This window comes from Minwuia thermotolerans (genome assembly GCF_002924445.1).
GTDB classification, from domain to species: domain Bacteria; phylum Pseudomonadota; class Alphaproteobacteria; order Minwuiales; family Minwuiaceae; genus Minwuia; species Minwuia thermotolerans.
In genome coordinates this window covers 1-19,553 of the sequence record NZ_PIGG01000015.1, presented here as the reverse complement: position 1 = coordinate 19,553, position 19,553 = coordinate 1, and the positions used below count along the sequence as shown (strand labels likewise).

Annotated in this window: 20 protein-coding genes; 17 read left to right on the top strand and 3 right to left on the bottom strand. The window is 69.7% G+C overall.

Annotated features, from left to right (window positions below):
* Nucleotides 1-12: 12 nt before the first annotated feature.
* The 3 genes from CWC60_RS03240 (at nt 13) to CWC60_RS03235 (ending at nt 4,122) form a co-directional block, all read left to right on the top strand.
* The gene (locus CWC60_RS03240; RefSeq protein WP_109792115.1) at nt 13-2,799 is read left to right on the top strand and encodes a hypothetical protein; all 2,787 of its coding nucleotides are present in this window, start codon (nt 13-15) and stop codon (nt 2,797-2,799) included.
* Nucleotides 2,800-2,810: 11 nt separating this feature from the next.
* Complete coding sequence (locus CWC60_RS23455; protein ID WP_164516289.1) at nt 2,811-2,981, top strand: hypothetical protein; 171 nt, start codon at nt 2,811-2,813, stop codon at nt 2,979-2,981.
* A gap of 322 nt (nt 2,982-3,303) precedes the next feature.
* A complete protein-coding gene (locus CWC60_RS03235) occupies nt 3,304-4,122 on the top strand; it encodes a DNA adenine methylase (protein WP_109792114.1) in 819 nt (272 codons plus the stop codon).
* Nucleotides 4,123-4,325: 203 nt separating this feature from the next.
* Here the strand turns inward: CWC60_RS03235 and CWC60_RS03230 are convergent, their stop codons facing one another.
* From CWC60_RS03230 to CWC60_RS03220, 3 genes are read right to left on the bottom strand one after another with little or no spacing between them, the layout of a single operon-like run.
* On the bottom strand, nt 4,326-4,796 hold the full coding sequence (locus CWC60_RS03230; protein ID WP_109792113.1) for a nuclear transport factor 2 family protein: 471 nt from the start codon (nt 4,794-4,796) through the stop codon (nt 4,326-4,328).
* The gene (locus tag CWC60_RS03225) at nt 4,741-5,508 is read right to left on the bottom strand and encodes an SDR family NAD(P)-dependent oxidoreductase (RefSeq protein WP_109792112.1); all 768 of its coding nucleotides are present in this window, start codon (nt 5,506-5,508) and stop codon (nt 4,741-4,743) included. Before CWC60_RS03225 ends, CWC60_RS03230 begins: the two co-directional genes overlap by 56 nt.
* Nucleotides 5,505-6,209, bottom strand: coding sequence for a DUF6134 family protein (locus CWC60_RS03220; protein ID WP_125182698.1), 705 nt, complete (start codon nt 6,207-6,209; stop codon nt 5,505-5,507). The genes CWC60_RS03225 and CWC60_RS03220 overlap by 4 nt, the downstream gene beginning before the upstream one ends.
* A gap of 155 nt (nt 6,210-6,364) precedes the next feature.
* Here CWC60_RS03220 and CWC60_RS03215 point away from each other — a divergent pair, with 155 nt between their 5' ends.
* The 14 genes from CWC60_RS03215 (at nt 6,365) to ftsH (ending at nt 19,303) form a co-directional block, all read left to right on the top strand.
* Nucleotides 6,365-7,342 (top strand): alpha/beta hydrolase, encoded by a 978-nt coding sequence (locus CWC60_RS03215; RefSeq protein ID WP_109792110.1) that lies wholly within the window; start codon nt 6,365-6,367, stop codon nt 7,340-7,342.
* 79 nt (nt 7,343-7,421) lie between these two features.
* Nucleotides 7,422-8,171, top strand: coding sequence for a YebC/PmpR family DNA-binding transcriptional regulator (locus CWC60_RS03210; protein WP_109792109.1), 750 nt, complete (start codon nt 7,422-7,424; stop codon nt 8,169-8,171).
* Nucleotide 8,172: 1 nt separating this feature from the next.
* On the top strand, nt 8,173-8,676 hold the full coding sequence (gene ruvC / locus CWC60_RS03205) for a crossover junction endodeoxyribonuclease RuvC (RefSeq protein WP_109792108.1): 504 nt from the start codon (nt 8,173-8,175) through the stop codon (nt 8,674-8,676).
* A 49-nt stretch (nt 8,677-8,725) separates the two neighbouring features.
* Nucleotides 8,726-9,334 (top strand): Holliday junction branch migration protein RuvA, encoded by a 609-nt coding sequence (gene ruvA / locus CWC60_RS03200; protein ID WP_109792107.1) that lies wholly within the window; start codon nt 8,726-8,728, stop codon nt 9,332-9,334.
* Nucleotides 9,331-10,383, top strand: a complete 1,053-nt coding sequence (ruvB, locus tag CWC60_RS03195; RefSeq protein WP_109792106.1) for a Holliday junction branch migration DNA helicase RuvB — start codon at nt 9,331-9,333, stop codon at nt 10,381-10,383. The genes ruvA and ruvB overlap by 4 nt, the downstream gene beginning before the upstream one ends.
* Nucleotides 10,376-10,837, top strand: coding sequence for a tol-pal system-associated acyl-CoA thioesterase (ybgC, locus tag CWC60_RS03190; RefSeq protein ID WP_109792105.1), 462 nt, complete (start codon nt 10,376-10,378; stop codon nt 10,835-10,837). The genes ruvB and ybgC overlap by 8 nt, the downstream gene beginning before the upstream one ends.
* On the top strand, nt 10,834-11,565 hold the full coding sequence (tolQ, locus tag CWC60_RS03185) for a protein TolQ (protein ID WP_206419692.1): 732 nt from the start codon (nt 10,834-10,836) through the stop codon (nt 11,563-11,565). Before ybgC ends, tolQ begins: the two co-directional genes overlap by 4 nt.
* Complete coding sequence (locus tag CWC60_RS03180) at nt 11,565-12,002, top strand: biopolymer transporter ExbD (RefSeq protein WP_109792104.1); 438 nt, start codon at nt 11,565-11,567, stop codon at nt 12,000-12,002. The genes tolQ and CWC60_RS03180 overlap by 1 nt, the downstream gene beginning before the upstream one ends.
* A 13-nt stretch (nt 12,003-12,015) precedes the next feature.
* Nucleotides 12,016-13,080, top strand: a complete 1,065-nt coding sequence (locus tag CWC60_RS03175) for an energy transducer TonB (protein WP_109792103.1) — start codon at nt 12,016-12,018, stop codon at nt 13,078-13,080.
* Nucleotides 13,080-14,435: a Tol-Pal system beta propeller repeat protein TolB gene (gene tolB / locus CWC60_RS03170; protein WP_109792102.1), complete on the top strand. Its 1,356-nt coding sequence runs from the start codon at nt 13,080-13,082 to the stop codon at nt 14,433-14,435. The genes CWC60_RS03175 and tolB overlap by 1 nt, the downstream gene beginning before the upstream one ends.
* 189 nt (nt 14,436-14,624) lie before the next feature.
* Nucleotides 14,625-15,158, top strand: a complete 534-nt coding sequence (gene pal / locus CWC60_RS03165) for a peptidoglycan-associated lipoprotein Pal (protein ID WP_109792101.1) — start codon at nt 14,625-14,627, stop codon at nt 15,156-15,158.
* A gap of 98 nt (nt 15,159-15,256) precedes the next feature.
* Nucleotides 15,257-16,246, top strand: a complete 990-nt coding sequence (gene ybgF / locus CWC60_RS03160) for a tol-pal system protein YbgF (protein WP_109796328.1) — start codon at nt 15,257-15,259, stop codon at nt 16,244-16,246.
* Nucleotides 16,221-17,225 carry a tRNA lysidine(34) synthetase TilS gene (tilS, locus tag CWC60_RS03155; protein WP_109792099.1) on the top strand — a complete coding sequence of 335 codons (1,005 nt, stop codon included), beginning with the start codon at nt 16,221-16,223 and terminating at the stop codon, nt 17,223-17,225. The genes ybgF and tilS overlap by 26 nt, the downstream gene beginning before the upstream one ends.
* 146 nt (nt 17,226-17,371) lie before the next feature.
* Nucleotides 17,372-19,303, top strand: coding sequence for an ATP-dependent zinc metalloprotease FtsH (gene ftsH, locus CWC60_RS03150; RefSeq protein ID WP_109792098.1), 1,932 nt, complete (start codon nt 17,372-17,374; stop codon nt 19,301-19,303).
* The last annotated feature ends 250 nt before the right edge of the window (nt 19,304-19,553 follow it).

Below are 19,553 nucleotides of genomic sequence, written 5' to 3'. Positions count from 1 at the left end.
TCGGAGGAAACCATGGCCACCGACTACAGCCAGTTCATCCCGCTGCTCGCCCAGGCGATGCTCGATCTGCAGAAGCTGAACGACATCGTCCACGGCGACGCCTCGGCCACCGTCGAGACCGACGCCGGCACGGTCGACAGCCTGGCCAAGGCGATCGCCGCCATCACCGCCCTGGCCGGACCGGTGCACGACGACTTCACCGGCGACGGGGTGGAGACCGACTGGACGCTGTCGACGACGCCCAAATCGGCCGATGCGCTCATGGTCTTCGTCAACGGCGTGCCGACGCGGGCGTTCACACTGGACGGGGCGACGCTGACCATCGACCCGGCGGTGACCGACACCCACAAGATCGAGACCATCGACTTCAGCTCGACCGCCGCGATCGACGCCGCTGACCTGAAGGCCGTGGCGGACACGATCGCCGACATCTCCGCCGTGGCCGCGGATCTGGCCGGCGACGACACCATCGGCCAGGCGCTGACCAAGGCCGCCGAGGCCGCGGCCAGCGCCAGCGCCGCGGCAACCTCGGAGACCAACGCGGCGACTTCCGAGACGAACGCGGCAGCCAGCGCCAGCGCCGCGGCGACCTCCGAGACCAATGCGGAGGTCTCGGCGATCACCGCGTTGACCGCGAAGATCGATGCACAGGCCGCCCAGACGGCGGCGGAAGCCGCCCAGGCTGCCGCTGAGGCAGCCGTGGGCTGGGACACCTCCGTCACTCTCGAGGCGTACGCCGCCGCCGGAGACGGCGTGACCGACGACAGCGCGGCGTGGAACAGCGCGGTCGCGGACGCCCATACCAACGGGAAGACCCTGATCCTCGACGGGCGCTCGTACTACATTCCGAACGCGACGACGCAGGATCTCACGACCGAAGTGACGGTCGTCGGCATCGGGAACTCGAAGCTCCTCGGTGGCAGCGGCGGCCCGGTCCTGTTCAGGCCCCTCTCGGCGGGATTGCGCTTCTGGAACATCTACACCGAGAACATGGCGCTCATCGACAATTTCAATGAGCTGACCGGGAACATCGATCTCATCGACATCCGGGGCTGGCGCTACAGCAACGGCGCGCAGTTCTCGGCGAGGCTCAGGGAGGACTACAGCTCCGGGTACTATCTCACGACGCTCCGCCTCCTCGACATCAGCGGCACCGGCGGCCTCGGCGGTCTGTCCTTCTCGCTCGCGGTCAAGTACGCGGACGTGGACGACTACGATGTCCGGGACATCTCCGTCCCCAACAGCGACGACCACTTCGACGGCGACGACATGATCAACTCGGGCTACGGGGACGGTCTGTTGATCGGCGACGACGACCCAGACGCGCAGGATCTGTGTGTCCGCTGGTCCATCGGTCGGGTCGCAGTGGCCGGCATTAATGACGCCCGGGTGCAGAAGAACAGTGGGCAGGTCGCGTCCTGTGACGGCGTCCGGCTGCTCGGCCAGAACATGCTCATCGGCCAGCTCCTGATCGAGGGCGTCACCAGCTACTATCGGTCCGACACGACCGCCGTATACTTCAAGGGGCAGAACTCCAGCGTCGGCCAGATTCTCACGATCAACGCCGGGCATCACGAGGCAAGCGTCGTGTTCAAGGGCGCACGCCGCGTCGCCGGATCACAGGCCAAGGGCTTCAACATCGACGTCGACAAGATCAAGCTCTTCGCCGACGACGGTGAGGACCGGGCCGCGGTGTACTTCGGGACCGACGACATCCGTGTCGGCTACCTGTCGGTCGAGGGCTACGGCGGTGACATCGAGGACCCGGACGACCCCGGCGTCCGTTTGCAGGGCTCCGGCGCGCTGGTGTACTGCGAGGCGTCGGAGTCCGAGCGGCTCCAGATCGACGGCTACTCGTTCTACAACTGCTCGGTCGGCGGCACTGCGGCTGCGGTCCGCCTGTTCACGTTGCAGGGCTACAAGGAGATCAGGATCGGGGTCGGCTACATCGACGGGGTCTCGAACGACAACCTGTTCTCGACGCAGACACCGTCCGACGATCCGACGCCGTATCCGATCCTGCACGTCTTCCACTGGGTGGAGACGACCGTGGCCGCGCGCCTGATCTCCATCGGGCCGGTCAACGCGCGGAACTTCTCGGGCAACGGTTCGGACGTCCGCCTGATCACGATGGGCGGGTCGGTCGACCTGGACCGCCTCGTCGTCCATTCGCCGATCTGCGACGCCACGGTGAACGACGGGATCACGCTCAGCTCGGGCGCGGACCCCGTCAGCGCGATTGACCACTTCGAGCTGATCGGGGGCGACCTGTCCGCTTGCCCGGACAACCAGCTCGTCGAGGGCATCACGCCCGGGACCAGGCGCATCTTTGGCTGCAAGGGCGTCTACGTCGATCCGACTGTGGTGGCGGACATCGCCGGCGGCTCGCAGACGATCAACCACTCCGGGGTCGAGCGCCTCGAGTACCTGAACGGCGATGTCGGCGGCTGGAGTGACACGGACCACGACTTCACCGCCGCCGAGGCCGGCGTGTACCTGATCGACATCTACACGTCGGTCCGTCCCGACACGGCGGAGGACGTGCTCTGGACGCTCGAGGCGGTCAAGTCGAACGGGGCCGAACCGACCCCGACCGAGAACGTGATCGCCAGGATGAAGACACTCGTCGCCCAGCGCGCCTCGACGGCGGACCACGAGAGCCTGCACGTCTCCCGGGTCTTCGAACTGGCCGTGGGCGAGAAGCTCTTCGGCCAGCTCAGCCATGACAGCGGCACGAACAAGGTGCTGCCCGGCGGCACGGCAGCCGAGAACTTCATCCAGATCACGAAGCTCTCGTAGGAGGCCGGATCATGCAGACCTGTTACCTCCGTTTCGGCGCCGGCGCCGACCTGCGGACAGCCTTCGACGCCGCCACGGCGCTGAACGCTCCGCGCACGCCCTGCACGCCCCAGACCCTCGACCACTGGGCCTGCGTCGCCCGGCCGACAGAGTGGCGGCGGTGGGGGAACAGCGATGGGTGAGAACACCGCGATCGCGGAGCCATGTGATCTCCCGTCGTGGCCGACGGGGGCCCGCATGAAGCTACCGGCGCGAGCCAGGGCGTGGGGGCGCCCCAAGGCTGCAAGTGGCCAGTTGCAGCTGACCCGTCACCCCGCTGGGGGCAGGCGCATTCTGTCGCTCAGCGATGATCAAGTCCATCCACGTCGCCGGAAAGGCCGGCGGGGGCCGCGGTGTTGACGCACCGCGAACCGGGCGAGCTGACACGCCCACGACCGCAACCGGCCGCTCTGCGGCCGTCCCGCCACCCCTGCAGGGGCGGGGCGATAGTGAAACCCGAGGATCATGGAGTCGAATCCAAACGCTCTCTCGCCCGTCGACCCGGTGCGGCCCGTCGCGCCCTATGTCGGCGGCAAGCGCAACCTGGCCAAGCGCCTGGTCGCGCGCATCAACGAGACGCCGCACGACGGCTACGCCGAGGTCTTCGTCGGCATGGGCGGCGTCTTCCTTCGCCGCACGGCCCGGCCGAAGGTCGAGGTGATCAACGACCGGAGCCGCGACGTCGCCAACTTCTTCCGCATCCTCCAGCGCCACTACACGGCCTTCATGGAGATGATGCGCTTCCAGGTCACAACCCGGGCTGAGTTCGAGCGGCTGTCGGCCACCGATCCGGCGACGCTGACCGACCTGGAGCGCGCCGCGCGCTTCCTCTATCTCCAGCGCACGGCCTTCGGCGGCAAGGTCGCGGGCCGGAACTTCGGCGTGAGCTCCGGCCATGGCGGCCGCTTCAACGTCACCACGCTGGCGCCGATGCTGGAGGACGTGCACAGCCGCCTCGCCGGCGTGGTGGTCGAATGCCTGCCATGGCGGGCCTTCATCGAGCGCTACGACCGGCCGGGCATGCTGTTCTACCTCGACCCGCCCTACTGGGGCAGCGAGGGCGACTACGGCACGGATCTGTTCGGCCGCGAGCAGTTCGCGGAGATGGCCGAGGCACTCGGCCGACTGAAGGGTTGCTTCCTGATGTCCATCAACGACACGCCGGAGATCCGGGAGCTCTTCGCCGGCTTCGCCATCGAGGAGGTCACGACGACGTACACGCTCACCAAGGGCCGTTCCCGACCGGCAGCGGAGCTGATCATCTCCGGCGGTGCTCCACCCTGATTCGGGAGAGGTCTATCAACGGTCTCTGAGGCGGCTATTATCGCCCGCTGAGAGGCGGCTAAATGTGCTCCAGATTCAAGCGGCGAGGACTCCGGAAACATGTGGCGCGCTACAAGGATCCAACCCCTCCCCGTCCCTCCCCCTGGCAGGGGGAGGGTGGCCCGCGTCAGCGGGTCGGGTGGGGGGTCGATCCTCCGAAAGGCTCAGTGCTGCGCGATGCGGCGGCGGATGCGGCGCAACACCCAGCCGAGGACGGGCAGGCGTTCGTAGAATTGCCCGGCGGCGTCCCAGTAGTCGAGATGTTCGCGGACGCGCCCCTCGGCGTCGAAGCGGATCACGCTGACGCCGTGGACGATCCAGGGCTCGCGCCCCAGCGCCCTGACGGAGCCCGACATGGTCCAGCGCACCATGCCGGTGTCGGCGGCGGTCATGCCCTTCTCGTCGACGCTCAGCGCATAGTCGCGCATGCCGTCGAACATGGCGGCGAAAACCCGGCGCAGGTCGTCCAGGCCGCGGAAATCGCTGAAGGGATCGGCGAAATGCACGTCCTCGGCGTAGATCTCGCCGAGCCGGCCGACATCCGCCGCGGTCATGCGCTCGAAGAAGGCGGCGAAGCGATCAAGCCTGGCGGCGTCCGCGGGTGGCCCGGCGGATGAGGGGGAGAGCGAGTCCATAGGGCAGGCACCTCAGCGCTTTCATGATCAGGACGAAGGGGAGCGGGAACGCGACCTCGAACCGGCCGTCCAGCACGCCGTCGGCGAGGGCGCGCGCCGCCTTGTCGACGGGCATCAGGAAGGGCATGGGAAAGTCGTTCTTCGCCGACAGCGGCGTCTCGACGAAGCCCGGCACGATGATGCCGAAATGCACGCCCTTCGGCTTCAGCTCCGTGTGCAGCGCCTCGGCCATGTTGATCAGCCCGGCCTTGCTCATCCCGTATGCGGAGGCCATGGGCAGGCCGATATAGCCCGACAGCGAAGCGGTGGGATAGATCCTGCCCGCGCCGCGCGCGGTCATCCGCGCCAGCAGCGGGCGCAGCGGCCGCGCGACGCCCATCACGTTGACCTCGAAGGTCTGCGCCAGCGCCTCCGGGTCGAAATCATCGACCGTCATGGGCCGGTAGATGCCGGCGTTGAGGATGGCGATGCCGATGGGGCCGAGGTCCCGCTCGACCGCCTCGATCACCGCCGTCATCCGCGCCTCGTCGGTGACGTCACCGGGCCAGGCCGTGATGTCGCCCAGCAGGCCATCGGCCTCCGCGGCCAGTTCCTGCAGCCTGTCCTCGCTGCGCGCGGTGGCGGCGACGCGGTAGCCGCGGCGGGCGAATTCCAGCGCCGCCTGCCGCCCCAGCCCCGAACTGGCGCCCGTAATCCAGACGATGGCGCTCATTCGCGGGCCATCCGGGGGCCGTTGACGCACTGCACGCAGCGATAGTCGATGACGCTGCCATTCTCCCTGAAACGCAGTTTCACCCAGCGGCCGTCCCCGTCGTACCAGACGTCGATGTCGCGCAGATCGCCGTCGAAGCGGTAGCGGGTGGCCTCGACCGGTCCGGCGTTGGTGGCGACCCGCTCCTGGCCGACGCGGCTGACGCGCACCTCGGCGACGTCGCCGGTCAGCGTGTTGATCAGCCGCGAGCCGGTCACCGCGCCGGGATGCCAGTGATTGCTGGGAAAGACGCCCTGATCGGTGGTCTCGGCGCCGTCCGGGCCGCTGACCACCAGCCGACCGTTCCGGCGGTCGACCCGCACCGTGCGGCGGTCGCCGTCGTCATTGGTGCTGGCCGTAAGGTCGAGCAGCGCACCGTCGCGCCAGGACGCGTCCGAGCGGTAGTCGAAGCGGAACACGGTGAAGCCGATCATCTTGACCGCCGCGTTGAACTGCGCCCTGACCCCCAGGTTCCCGCCGTCGCGCGTGAAGCGGACGACATGCTGGCCGATCCGGTCCTCGCCGCGATAGACGTCGAAGACGATGCGCTCGCCATAGGCCTTCAGCGGGTCGAAATCGGCCGGCGCCGCAGCCGCCGCGGGCCCCGCCGGCGCAAGCGCGAGCACCAGGGCGGCGGCCAAGCTCTTCATTCCGGACGGCACGATGGATACTCCTGCGGCGCGCGGGGATCTGATCCCGCATATGCGAAGCCTACGCGCCGGCGCAAGGCGTGGATCACGGGCCCTGTCGGCCTTGCCGCCGCGGGCGGCGCGTGGTCTGCTGGCCGGAGAGCTTTCCCCGCCCGCCGGACCGCCGAATGAAGCCGCTCCTCTACGTCCTGCTCGCCATCGTTCTGCTGCTGGCCCTTGCCTTCCTGCTGGGCGCGCGGGAGCGGGTGCGCACCGCCATCGGCTTCCGGCCTGCGGACCTGGGCGCCGATCCGGCGGCGGCGCTCGCGGCGTCCGAGGCGCGCTTCCGCGACATCCGTGCGGGCCAGGCCAGGGAGATCGTCTGGCGCGACCCGGCGGCGCCGGCGCGCACCGAATGGGCGGTGGTCTACGTCCATGGCTTCTCGGCCAGCAAGGCGGAGATCCGTCCCGTCCCCGACCGCATCGCCGCGGCGCTGGGGGCGAACCTGTTCTATACCCGGCTGGCCGGCCATGGCCGCACCGGCGCGGCCATGGCGGAGGCGGAGGCCGGCGACTGGCTGGATGACGTCGCCGAGGCCCTGGAGGTCGGCCGGCGCATCGGCGAGAAGGTCATCGTCATCGCCACCTCCACCGGCGCCACCGCGGTGACCCATCATGCCGTGACGGGCGATCACATGGCTGGCGTCCGGGCGCTGATCTTCGTCTCGCCCAATTTCGGCGTCCGCTCGAAGGCCGCCGCCGCGCTCACCCTGCCGTGGGCGCGCCGGCTCCTGCCGCTCGCCTTCGGGCGGGAGCGCGACACGGGCGCCGAGAATGACGAGGTGGAGCGGCACTGGCAGACGCGCTACCCGACCGTGGCGCTGCTGCCCATGGCGGCGCTGGTGAAGCACGTCGCCGCGGAGGACCACGGCCGGGCCGGGACGCCGCTGCTCGTGTTCCACTCCCCCGACGACAAGGTGGTCGATCCGGCGGCGACGCGGCGGGTCTTCGACCGCTGGGGCGGGCCGAAGCGCTGGATCGACGTGCCCGGCGCCGCCGGTCCCAGCCATCATGTCATCGCCGGCGATATCATGAGCCCCGCGACAACGGAAGAGGTCGTCGACGCCGCACTGGACTGGCTGGACGCCACAGCGGGTGCGCGCTGAGCGCGGCCGGGCTTGACCGCGGCGGGAAAAGGCTGAAAAGAAGCGCTCCACCGAACCTATCGTGAGCACGGAGGCCGCCATGGCGGGCCATTCACAGTTCAAGAACATCATGTACCGCAAGGGCGCGCAGGACGCGAAGCGCGCCAGGGTGTTCACCAAGCTGGCGCGGGAGATCACCGTGTCGGTGAAGGAATCCGGCGACGACCCGACCGCCAATCCGCGCCTGCGCGCGGCCATCGCCGCCGCCCGCAAGGAAAACATGCCCAACGACAACATCGACCGCGCCATCAAGCGCGCGACGGGCGACGGCGCCGCCGATACCTTCGAGAACATCCGCTATGAGGGCTACGGACCGGGCGGCGTGGCGCTGATCGTCGAGGCGCTGACCGACAACCGCAACCGCACCGCCTCCGAGGTCCGCTCCGCCTTCTCCAAGCACGGCGGCAGCCTGGGCGAGACCAACTCGGTCTCCTTCATGTTCGACCATGTGGGCGTGATCGAGTACCCGGCCGCCGCCGCCCGGATGGAGGCCCTGTTCGAAACGGCGGTCGAGGCCGGCGCCGACGACGTGGTCGCCGGCGAGGATGGCTTCGAGGTGATCACCGCCGTGGAAGCCTTCAACGACGTCCGCGAGGCGCTGGAGGCGGAATTCGGCGAGGCCGGGCGGGCCGGCCTGGAATGGCGGCCGCAGAACACCGTCGAGGTCGACGAGGAGAAGGCCGGCACCCTGCTGAAGCTGGTCGACGCCCTGGACGACAATGACGACGTCCAGAAGGTGCACGCCAATTTCGAGGTTTCCGACGAGGTCATGGCCCGGCTGGAAGGATGATATGACCCGGCTGCGGCTGATCGGCCTGGATCCCGGCCTGCGTCACACCGGCTGGGGCGTGGTCGATGTGGAGGGCAACCGGCTGATCTGGGTCGCCGACGGCTCGGTCGCCTCCGACCCGAAGGGCAGCCTCGCCGAGCGGCTGGTGCAGCTCCACGACGGCCTGCAGGCGGTGATCGCCGAATGGCGGCCCGACGCGGCGGCGGTCGAGGAGACCTTCGTCAACAAGAACCCGACCTCGACTCTGAAGCTGGGTCAGGCGCGCGGCGTCTCGCTGCTGGTCGCCTCCCTGAACGGCCTGCCGGTGACCGAATACGCCCCCAATGCGGTCAAGAAGGCCGTGGTCGGCACCGGCCATGCGCACAAGGACCAGATCCACCTGATGGTGAAGACGCTGCTGCCCGGCGCGCGGCTGACCAACGAACACGCCACCGACGCGCTGGCCTGCGCCATCTGCCACGCCCATCACGGTACGGGACCGACGCCATCTGCGCTGCCGCGCTGAATCTGCTACAACGGCCCGATACCGAATCATCCCCGGACCGCCGCCCGCCATGATCGCCAGCCTCAAGGGAATTCTCGACCGGATCGGCGCCGATCACGCGGTGATCGACGTCGGCGGCGTGGGCTATCTGGTGTTCTGCTCGGCCCGCACCCTGGCGGCGCTGGGGACGGAGGGCGATGCGGTCGCCATCCAGGTCGAGACCCATGTCCGCGAGGATCACATTCACCTCTACGGCTTCGCCGACCGCGCCGAGAAGGAGCTGTTCGGCCTGCTGCAGACCGTCCAGGGCGTGGGCGCGAAGGTGACGCTGCAGATCCTCTCGGCGCTGGCCGCCGACGACATCCGCATGGCCATCGCGTCCGGTGACGTCGCCACGATCACCCGCGCGCCGGGCGTCGGCAAGCGCCTGGCGCAGCGCATCGCCAGCGAACTGAAGGACAAGGTCGGCGCCCTGCCCGCCCGGCCGGCGCAGGCCGGTGCGGCTCCGGGCGCGGCCCCGGTCGGCGGCGCGGCGGGCGACGCGGCCTCGGCGCTGGTCAATCTGGGCTACCGCCGGGCCGAGGCCGAGGCGGCGGTGCTGCGCGGCGCGGCCATCGCCGGCGAGGACGCCACCGTCGAGGCCCTGATCACCGCCGGGCTGAAGGAGCTGGCGCGGTGAGCGGCGCCGAGGGCGAGCGGCTGGTGACGGGCGAGCAGCGCCCGGAGGACGGCGGCGAGATCGGCCTCAGGCCGCTGGAACTCACCGATTTCATCGGCCAGCAGAAGGTGCGCGAGAACCTGCGCGTCTTCATCGACGCCGCCCGCGCCCGGGGCGAAGCCATGGACCACACCCTGTTCTTCGGTCCGCCCGGCCTCGGCAAGACGACGCTGGCGCAGATCGTCGCCCGCGAACTCGGCGTGAACTTCCGCGCCACCTCCGGTCCGGTGATCGCCCGCGCCGGCGACCTCGCGGCCATCCTGACCAACCTGGAGGCGCGCGACGTCCTGTTCATCGACGAGGTGCACCGCCTTAATCCTGCCGTAGAAGAGATTCTATATCCCGCCATGGAGGATTTTCAGCTCGATCTGGTGATCGGCGAGGGGCCGGCCGCGCGCTCGGTGAAGATCGATCTGCCGCCGTTCACGCTGGTGGCGGCGACGACGCGCTCGGGCCTGCTGACCACGCCGCTGCGCGACCGCTTCGGCATTCCCTGCCGGCTGGAGTTCTACGCGCCTGCCGAGCTGGAGCAGATCGTCCGCCGCGGCGCCCGGGTGCTGGGGCTGAAGCTCACCGCCGACGGCGCCGCCGAGATCGCCCGACGGGCCCGCGGCACGCCGCGCGTCGCCGGACGGCTGCTCCGGCGGGTGCGGGACTTCGCCGCTGTCGCCGGCGCGGACGAAGTGGACGCGCCGAAGGCTGACGCGGCGCTGAAGCGCCTTGAGGTCGACGAGGCTGGCCTCGACGCCATGGACCGGCGCTATCTGCGCTGCATGGCGGAGAACTATGGCGGCGGGCCGGTCGGCGTCGACAACCTCGCCGCCGCCCTGTCGGAGCCGCGCGACGCCATCGAGGACATCATCGAGCCCTATCTGATCCAGCAGGCGCTGGTGGTGCGCACCCCGCGCGGGCGGATGATGACCGCCGCCGCCTGGACGCATCTGGGACTCGCGGCGCCGCAATCGGCCATGCCGGGGCAGATGGACATGCTGGACGGCGGCGATGGCTGAGCCGGCAGCGGCAGCGCTGGGCCGGGTCGAGGCCGACGCCCACCTGTTTCCCGTCCGCGTCTACTGGGAGGACACGGACGCCGGCGGCATCGTCTACTACGCCAACTATCTGAAATTCGCCGAGCGCGCGCGCTCCGACATGCTGCGCCTGATCGGCGTCGACCAGGCCGCGATCTGGCGCGACGGCGCGATGTTCGCCGTCCGCGACGTGAAGGTCGAATATCTGCGTCCGGCGCGGCTGGACGATGACCTTTTGGTGACCACGCGCCTCGATGCGCTGAAGGGCGCGACGATCGCGCTGCGGCAGGATATCTCCCGGCTTGGGGCCCCCCTTGTCCGGGCCCATGTACGTGCGGCATTTATCGGTCTCGACGGAAGGCCCCGGCGCATTCCGCCCGCGATTTGCGCCGCGATGGAACGCCTGACAGGAAACGGCAGGGAAGAATCAACATGAACGAAGACGTCATCGCCCGGCAATTCGCGGGGGCCGCCGAGGTGGATCTGTCGATGTGGTCGCTGTTCCTGCGCGCCGACATCGTCGTGCAGATCGTGATGCTGGCGCTGCTGGTCGCCTCGATCTGGTGCTGGGCCATCATCTTCGAGAAGTGGGTCCGCTACCGCCGGGTGCAGAAGCAGGCCGACGAGTTCGAGCGCCTGTTCTGGTCGGGGGGCAGCCTGGAAAAGCTCTACGACGAGATCGGCGCCAATGCCTCCCACCCGATGGCGGTGCTGTTCGCCGGGGCGATGCGGGAGTGGCGGCGCACCGCCGAACGCGGCCTGGCCCGGACCGACAAGCTCCGCGCTGGCCTGCAGGACCGCATCAGCCAGGTCATGCGCATCTCCATCGACCGGGAGGTCGACCGCCTGGAGCGCTATCTGGGCGTGCTGGCGACCGTCGGCTCGACCGCTCCGTTCCTCGGCCTGTTCGGCACCGTCTGGGGCATCATGGACAGTTTCCAGTCCATCGCGGCGACCAACAACACCTCTCTGGCGGTGGTCGCGCCGGGCATCGCCGAGGCCCTGTTCGCCACGGCGCTGGGTCTCGTCGCCGCCATCCCCGCGACCGTCGCCTACAACAAGTTCGCCAATGACATCGCCCGCTACGCCACCCGGCTGGAGGGCTTCGCAGGCGAGTTCTCGGCGATCATGTCGCGCCAGCTCGACGAAGGGGAGAGCCGCTGATGGCGATCCAGGTCCATGGCGGCCGGTTCCGGCGCAAGCGCTTCACGCCCATGTCGGAGATCAACGTCACGCCCTTCGTCGACGTCATGCTGGTGCTGCTGGTGGTCTTCATGATCGCCGCGCCGCTGCTGTCGGTCGGCGTGCCGGTGGAACTGCCCCGGGCGGTCGCGCCCAACCTGCAGGGTCTGGACGAGCCGCTGGCGGTGACCATAGACGAGGAAGGGAAGATCTATCTGCAGGAGAAGGAAATCGAACTGGGCGATCTGGTGCCGGCGCTGATCGCCATCACCAACGGCAACCAGGAGCGGCGCATCTTCGTGCGCGGCGACCGCACGATCGCCTATGGCCGGGTGATCGAGGCCATGGGCGCCATCAACGCCGCCGGATTCACGCGGGTCGCGCTGGTCGCGCAGGCGCCGGCGCGGGTCGGGGAATGATGCGGGAGGCGTGATGGTCCGGGGCGCCGCATTCTCGTTCGGCCTGCACGTCCTCGTGGTCGTGATGCTGGTGCTCGACTATGCCTTTCTGGACTCGCCGGCCGAGGTGCTGAGCGACCCCATCATCCCCGTCGAACTGACCACCATCGGCCCGGAAACCAATCAGGCCACCGCGGGCGAGAAGACCGACGCCCCGCCGCCGCCGCAGGCCACCGCGCCGGACAGCCCGCCGCCGCCTCCGCCCCCGCCGCCTGCCGCGGCGCCGGAGCCGCCGCCCCTGCCCGACACCAACGCCCTGGTGCGCGAGGCGCCGGAGCCGCCCGCCCCTGAGCCGGAGCCGGAGCCGGAACCCGATGTCGCCGTGGCGCCGCCCGCGCCGCGCCCGGCGGTCGAGGAGCGCGCCGACAAGGCGGTCGCGCCCAAGGAGAAGGTGGTCGAGGAGGCCGAGAAGCTGGCGGCGCGCGAGCCTCTGCCGGAGCCGAAGGCGCCCGAGCCCGGGCCGGAGCCGGAGAAGAAGGCGGAACCGAAGCCCGACCCGAAGCCGGAGCCCGAGAAGAAGACCGCTGCGACGCCGCCGGAACCGGCGCCAAAGCCCGCACCCGAGAAGACCGAGAAGAAGGGCCTCGATCTCGACCGGCTGGCCGCCAAGATCGACCGCATGGCCGATGAACGCCAGCCGCCGCGGCCGCGCGAGCAGGACCGGCGGCAGCTGGCCGACATCCGCATCGGCGAGGGCGGCGTGTCACAGAATCGGCTCAATCAGAAACTATCGGTTTCGGAAGTGGACCTCCTGCGACACCGGCTGCGGGAGAACTGGAGCCCGAACCACGGGGCGCCCGGCGTCGAGAGCATGCAGGTCGTGATAAGCATAGTCCTCAAACCCGACGGCACGCTGGCGGCGCCGCCCCGCGTCATCGACGGGTTCGACGCGGGTCAGTCGCGGGACGTGTTCGGCGCCTTCTCCGACAGCGCCGTCCGGGCCGTCTACAAGTCGCAGCCGCTGCCCCTGCCGCAGGAGAAGTTCCAGGACTGGCAGGAGATCGAGATCAACTTCAACCTCAGGGACATGTACGGCTGATGATCATTGCAGGAATTCGACGCCTTCCGGCCTTCGCGGCGCTGGCGCTTGTCGCCCTGGCGCTGCTGGCTGCGGCGCCGGCCCGCGCGCAGCTTCAGGTCGACGTCACCAGCGCCAATGTCGACCCGCTGCCGATCGCGGTCACCGACATCCACGGCGAGACCCGCACGACGCGCGAACTGGGCCAGGAGATCGCCTCCGTGATCCGGGGCAACCTGACCCGCTCGGGCCTGTTCCGGGTCATCGACCCGCGCGCCTATCTGGAGGAGCCGGCCGCCATCCAGGTCAGGCCCAACTTCGGCAACTGGCGCACCATCCAGGCCCAGGCCCTCGTTGCGGGCAATGTCAGCATCGAGAGCGACGGGCGGCTGCGGACGGAGTTCCGGCTGTGGGACGTCTTCGCAGGAGCCCAGCTCACCGGCCTCGTCTACTTCACCTCGCCGGAGAACGCCCGCCGCATCGGCCACATCATTTCCGACGCCATCTACAAGCGGCTCACCGGCGAGGAGGGCTATTTCGACACCCGCATCGTCTATGTCGCCGAATCGGGCCCGCCCGACCGCCGGGTCAAGCGGCTGGCAATCATGGACCAGGATTCGGCCAATCACCGCTTCCTCACCGACGGCTCCAACCTGGTGCTGACGCCGCGCTTCTCGCCGACGCAGCAGGTCGTGACCTACATGTCGTATTTCCAGAACCAGCCGCGCGTCTACCTGTTCAACATCGACACCGGCCAGCAGGAGATCCTGGGCGACTTCCCGGGCATGACCTATGCGCCGCGCTTCTCCCCGGACGGTGAACGGGTGCTGTTCTCCATGGCCGAAGGCGGCAATTCCGACGTCTTCATCATGGACCTGCGCACGCGGGTGACGCGGCGGCTGACGCGCAATCTGGCGATCGACACTTCGCCCAGCATGTCGCCGGACGGCCAGCAGGTGACCTTCAACTCCGACCGTTCCGGCGGCCAGCAGATCTACACCATGAACGCCGACGGCTCGAACGTGCAGCGCATCAGCTTTGGCGATGGCCGCTACGCGACGCCGGTCTGGTCGCCGCGCGGCGACCTGATCGCCTTCACCAAGCTGAAGGGCGGGCGTTTCTTCATCGGGGTGATGCGGCCCGACGGCACCGGCGAACGGATCCTGACCGAAAGCTTCCTGGACGAGGGGCCGACATGGTCGCCGAACGGCCGCGTCCTGATCTTCTTCCGGCAGGTGCCCGGCAGCAATGACGGCCGCGGCGGCAGCGTCAAGCTCTGGTCGGTCGACCTTACCGGGCGCAACCTCAGGGAGGTGCCGACGCCGCTGGACGCCTCGGACCCCGCCTGGTCGCCGCTGTCGGCGTTGTCGCCCTGATTTGGGGCCGAATGACACGTATTTGCCACACCGTAGGGCCGGTTCGGCCCAACTCCGCCGTTTTGCTTTGCGAACTTGGGTGTTAAATGTTGCAGCCACTGTCCGCGTCCGCGTGACTTAATCAAGCGCCGGACAGCATCTGCAACCTGACGTCACGTGGGCGTCAAGCATGAGGGAGCAACAATAAAGATGCGCCAGCGATTTCTGATCAAGATGGGCAGCCTCGCCGCTGCCCTGTTCCTCGTCGCCGCCTGCGGCGAGGAGGAGCCGGTGACCACCACCAGCGACACCGGCGGCGGACAGGCGCAGGCGGCGCCGGCGCCGGCGCCGCAGGCCGAGCCGAGCCAGCCGGCCGGCCCCCAGCCGGGCACGCAGGAACACTTCGTGCTGAACGTGGGCGACCGCGTGTTCTTCGACTTCGACCGCTACGACCTCGACGCCGAAGACATCGAAACCCTGCGCCGCCAGGCAGCCTATCTGCAGCAGTTCCCGTCGAAGAACGTGGTTATCGAGGGTCATGCCGACGAGCGCGGCACCCGCGAGTACAACCTCGGCCTCGGCGACCGCCGCGCCACCTCGGTGAAGGACTACCTGGTCAGCCTCGGCGTTGCGCCCGGCCGCATCACCACGATCTCCTACGGCAAGGAGCGTCCGGTGGCGCTGGGTCACAACGAGGAAGCCTGGGCCCAGAACCGCCGCGCGGTGACCGTCATCGCCAACTGACCAACGGGCAGGCGAGCTGAACGCATTCGCGGCGGGGGCCGGGAGGGACCCCGCCCGCGGATGCGGGTCCGCGGGGGGCGATCGAAGAAGGAGACGCGATGATATCCGCTGTTCGACCTTTTGCGCTCGCCGCCGCGGCGGCGATGCTGGCCCTGCCGGCGGTCCCGGCGTCGGCGCAGGACCTCGCGCCGCTGCAGGACCGGGTGCAGCGCCTGGAGCGCAGCATCAACGACCTCAAGGCCCATGTGCTGGGCGGCAGGCCCCTGCCGTCGGACAGCGCCGGGGCCGCGGCGACAGCGCCGCCATCCGGCGATGACAGGGCGGCTGCCGGGCTGAAGGTGCAGGCGCTGGAAACCGAGATCCGGGAACTCACCAACCGGCTCGAGGAGATCGACTTCACGGTGCGGCGGCTGAACGACCGCATGGACAAGCTGGTCGCCGACATCGATTTCCGACTGACCGCCATCGAACGCAATCTTGCCGCCGGCGGGGGCGCGCCGCCGGCCGCGGGCCAGGGTCCGGCCGGCGACGGTTCCAACAGCAGCGCCGGCGGCGTCGCGCCGGGTCCGCGCAATCTCGGGACGGTCTCGCCGGAGGCGCTGGAGCGCGTGCCGGCGCCGGCGGAGAACGGCGCCGCTGGCGGGTCGGAGAGCGCGGCGCTGGCCGCGCCGGCGCGGCCCGTCGAGACGCCGGCCGCCGCCGGGGGCACCCCGCAGGAGGCCTACAACGCTGCCTTCGACATGCTGCGCTCGAAGCGCTTCGGCGAGGCCGAGTCCGCCTTCAGCGGCTTCCTTGCCAGCTATCCGGAACACGAGCTGGCCGGCAACGCCCAGTACTGGCTGGGCGAGACCTATTATGTCCAGCAGGACTACGAGAGCGCCGCGGGGGCCTTTCTGGAGGGCTACAAGAAATACCGCGGCAGCTCGAAAGCGCCCGACAACCTGCTGAAGCTCGGCATGACGCTGACCAAGCTGGGCCAGAACAAGGACGCCTGCGCGGTCTTCGACGAGCTGCGGGACCGCTACCCCGACGCCGCGCAGACCCTGTTGCGGCGCGCCGACAGTGAGCGCCGCCGGGCGGGCTGCTGACGGCGGTCCGGCGGCGGCCTTCCGGGCCGCGCTCGCGGCCCTGCCGCCGGCGGGTCCGCACGTCGCCGTGGCGTTCTCCGGCGGCCCCGACAGCACCGCGCTGCTGCGCCTGACCCGGGACTGGGCCGCGGAAAGCGGACGGCGGGTCAGCGCCCTGGTCGTGGATCACGGATTGCGGTCCGAATCGGCGGCGGAGGCCGAGCTGGCGGCGCGCAGGGCGCGGGCGCTGGGCGTCGACGCGGCGGTGCTCGCCCGGCAGGGCGCCCGCCCCGGCTCCGGGCTGCAGGAAGCCGCGCGGGAGGCGCGTTACGCGCTGCTCCTCGACTGGTGCCGCGCGTACGGCGCTGGCGAATTGTTCATCGGCCACCACCGGGACGACCAGGCCGCGACGGTGCTGATGCGTCTCAGGCGCGGCAGCGGGCTGGACGGGCTGGCGGCGATGCGGCCCGAGAGCCGCCGCGGAGGCCTGCGCCTGATCCGGCCCCTGCTGGGCGTGGCGCGGGCCGATCTGCTGGCGCTGCTGCGCGACGCCGGCGACGACTGGATCGAGGATCCCGGCAATGACAGCCCCGAGTTCGAGCGCAACCGGCTGGACGGCTGGCTGGCGGAACTGGACGAGGACGGCCGTCTCCGCCGCCGGCTGGGCCGGCTGGCGCGGCGCGCGGCGCGGGCCGCCGACGCGCTGGAGACCGCCGCCGGCGACGCCTTCGCGGCGCTCTGCGCCGACCCGTCGGCGCGGCCGCTGGTGCTGGACCCCGCCGGCTGGCGGGCCCTGCCCGAGGAGATGGCGCTGCGCGTGCTCGACCGCGCGATCCGGGAAGTGGCGGGCGCGCGCGCGCCGCTCGGCCGGCTGGAGGACGCCATGGCGCGGCTGGAGACCCAGCGCCGGGTCACGGTGGGCGGCACGGTGCTGGCGCTGGACCGGACGGCGTTGAGCGTGGCGGCGGAGGCGCGGTCCACACGCGGCGATCAACTCTGATCCACGGAGGCGCGCGGCGAAAGATCGGCCCTTGCGCCTGCTTGCCCGAAACGCTTTAACGCTTATCTAGCAAAGGTGCGCCGAGACTGGCGGTCTCTCCGCCGGAGCGGCCGGCGCCCTGATGACATGATCGAAACGGGAAACACGTGGCACCCTTCGGAAGAAACCTTGCTCTCTGGATCATCATCGCGCTGCTCGCGCTGGCGCTGTTCAACCTGTTCCAGAGCCCCTCGAACAACACCACCGGGCAGCAGCTCACCTATTCGCAGTTCCTGACCAAGGTCGAGGAAGGCGGCGTCCGCGACGTCACCATCGAAGGCAACAACATCTCCGGCCATCTGCAGGGCGGCCAGCCCTTCCAGACCTATGCGCCCTCGGACCCGACGCTGATCGACACGCTGCGCGACCGCGGCGTGGACATCGACGCCAAGCCGCGGGAGGAGGGCAGCGCGCTGTTCTCCATCTTCGTGTCCTGGTTCCCGATGTTGCTGCTGATCGCGGTCTGGATCTTCTTCATGCGCCAGATGCAGGGCGGCGGCGGCAAGGCCATGGGCTTCGGCAAGTCCAAGGCCCGGCTGATGACCGAACGCCAGGGCCGCGTCACCTTCGAGGACGTCGCCGGCGTCGACGAGGCCAAGGAGGAGCTCGAGGAGATCGTCGAGTTCCTCAAGGACCCGCAGAAGTTCCAGCGGCTCGGCGGCCGCATCCCCAAGGGCTGCCTGCTGGTCGGACCGCCCGGCACCGGCAAGACGCTGATCGCGCGCGCCGTGGCCGGCGAGGCCAACGTGCCCTTCTTCACAATCTCGGGCTCCGACTTCGTCGAGATGTTCGTCGGCGTCGGCGCCAGCCGCGTGCGCGACATGTTCGAACAGGGCAAGAAGAACGCGCCCTGCATCATCTTCATCGACGAGATCGACGCCGTCGGCCGGCACCGCGGCGCGGGCCTCGGCGGCGGCAATGACGAGCGCGAGCAGACCCTGAACCAGCTGCTGGTCGAGATGGACGGCTTCGAGGCCAACGAGGGCGTGATCCTGATCGCCGCCACCAACCGCCCCGACGTGCTGGACCCGGCGCTGCTGCGCCCCGGCCGCTTCGACCGCCAGGTGGTGGTGCCGCTGCCCGACATCCTGGGCCGCGAGAAGATCCTGAAGGTGCACATGCGCAAGGTGCCGCTGGCGCCGAACGTGGACGCGCGCATCATCGCCCGCGGCACGCCCGGCTTCTCCGGCGCCGACCTGCAGAACCTGGTCAACGAGGCCGCGCTGCTGGCCGCGCGCAAGAACAAGCGTCTGGTCACCATGACCGAGTTCGAGGACGCCAAGGACAAGGTCATGATGGGCGCGGAGCGGCGCTCCATGGTCATGGACGAGGACGAGAAGAAGCTGACCGCCTATCACGAGGCGGGCCACGCCATCGTCGGCATCTTCATGCCGGGCTCGGACCCCATCCACAAGGCGACCATCATCCCGCGCGGCCGCGCGCTGGGCATGGTCATGCGCCTGCCGGAGAAGGACCAGCTCTCCATGCGCTACGACCAGCTCATCGCCCACCTGGCGGTGGCCATGGGCGGACGCGTGGCGGAGGAGATCATCTTCGGCAAGGACAAGATCACCACCGGCGCCGCCAGCGACATCCAGCAGGCGACCGGCCTGTCGCGGCGGATGATCACCGAATGGGGCTATTCCGACAAGGTCGGCATGGTGCGTTACTCCTCCAACGAGGAGGAGGTCTTCCTCGGCCACTCGGTGACCCAGCAGAAGAACATCTCCGAGCACACCGCCGAGCAGATCGACGAGGAAATCCGCCGCCTGATCGACGAGGCGCTGGAGACCGCGCGGGGCATTCTCACCGAGAACCTGGACCTGCTGCACCGCGTGGCCCAGGCGCTGCTGGAGTACGAGACCCTCTCGGGCGACGAGATCCAGGCGCTGAAGCGCGGCGAGAACATCGACCGTCCCGAGGACAGGACCGACAACAAGCCCAAGGCCGGCCCGGCCTCGGCCGTGCCCGAAACGGATGGCCATGAGGGCGAGCCCGACGACGGCGGCATGGAGCCGGAGCCGCAGCCCGGCAACTGACCGCTCCGCCACCGGCGCGAACGAATGAACCCCGCGGGCCGCAACCCGCGGGGTTTTTCTGTTCGGCGCCGGCGGGCCGGTCCACCCTCCCCCTTGGTCAGGGGGAGGGCAGGGTGGGGGATCGCACCGACGCTGACCCGCGCCCTCAGAGCAAACCTTGAGGAGATTGAATAGCCACTGGGGCTTTGGTGTCATGCCCGCCTTGTGCGGGCATCCGGCCAAGATCATCGACTTGCGGCGAAGCCGCTCC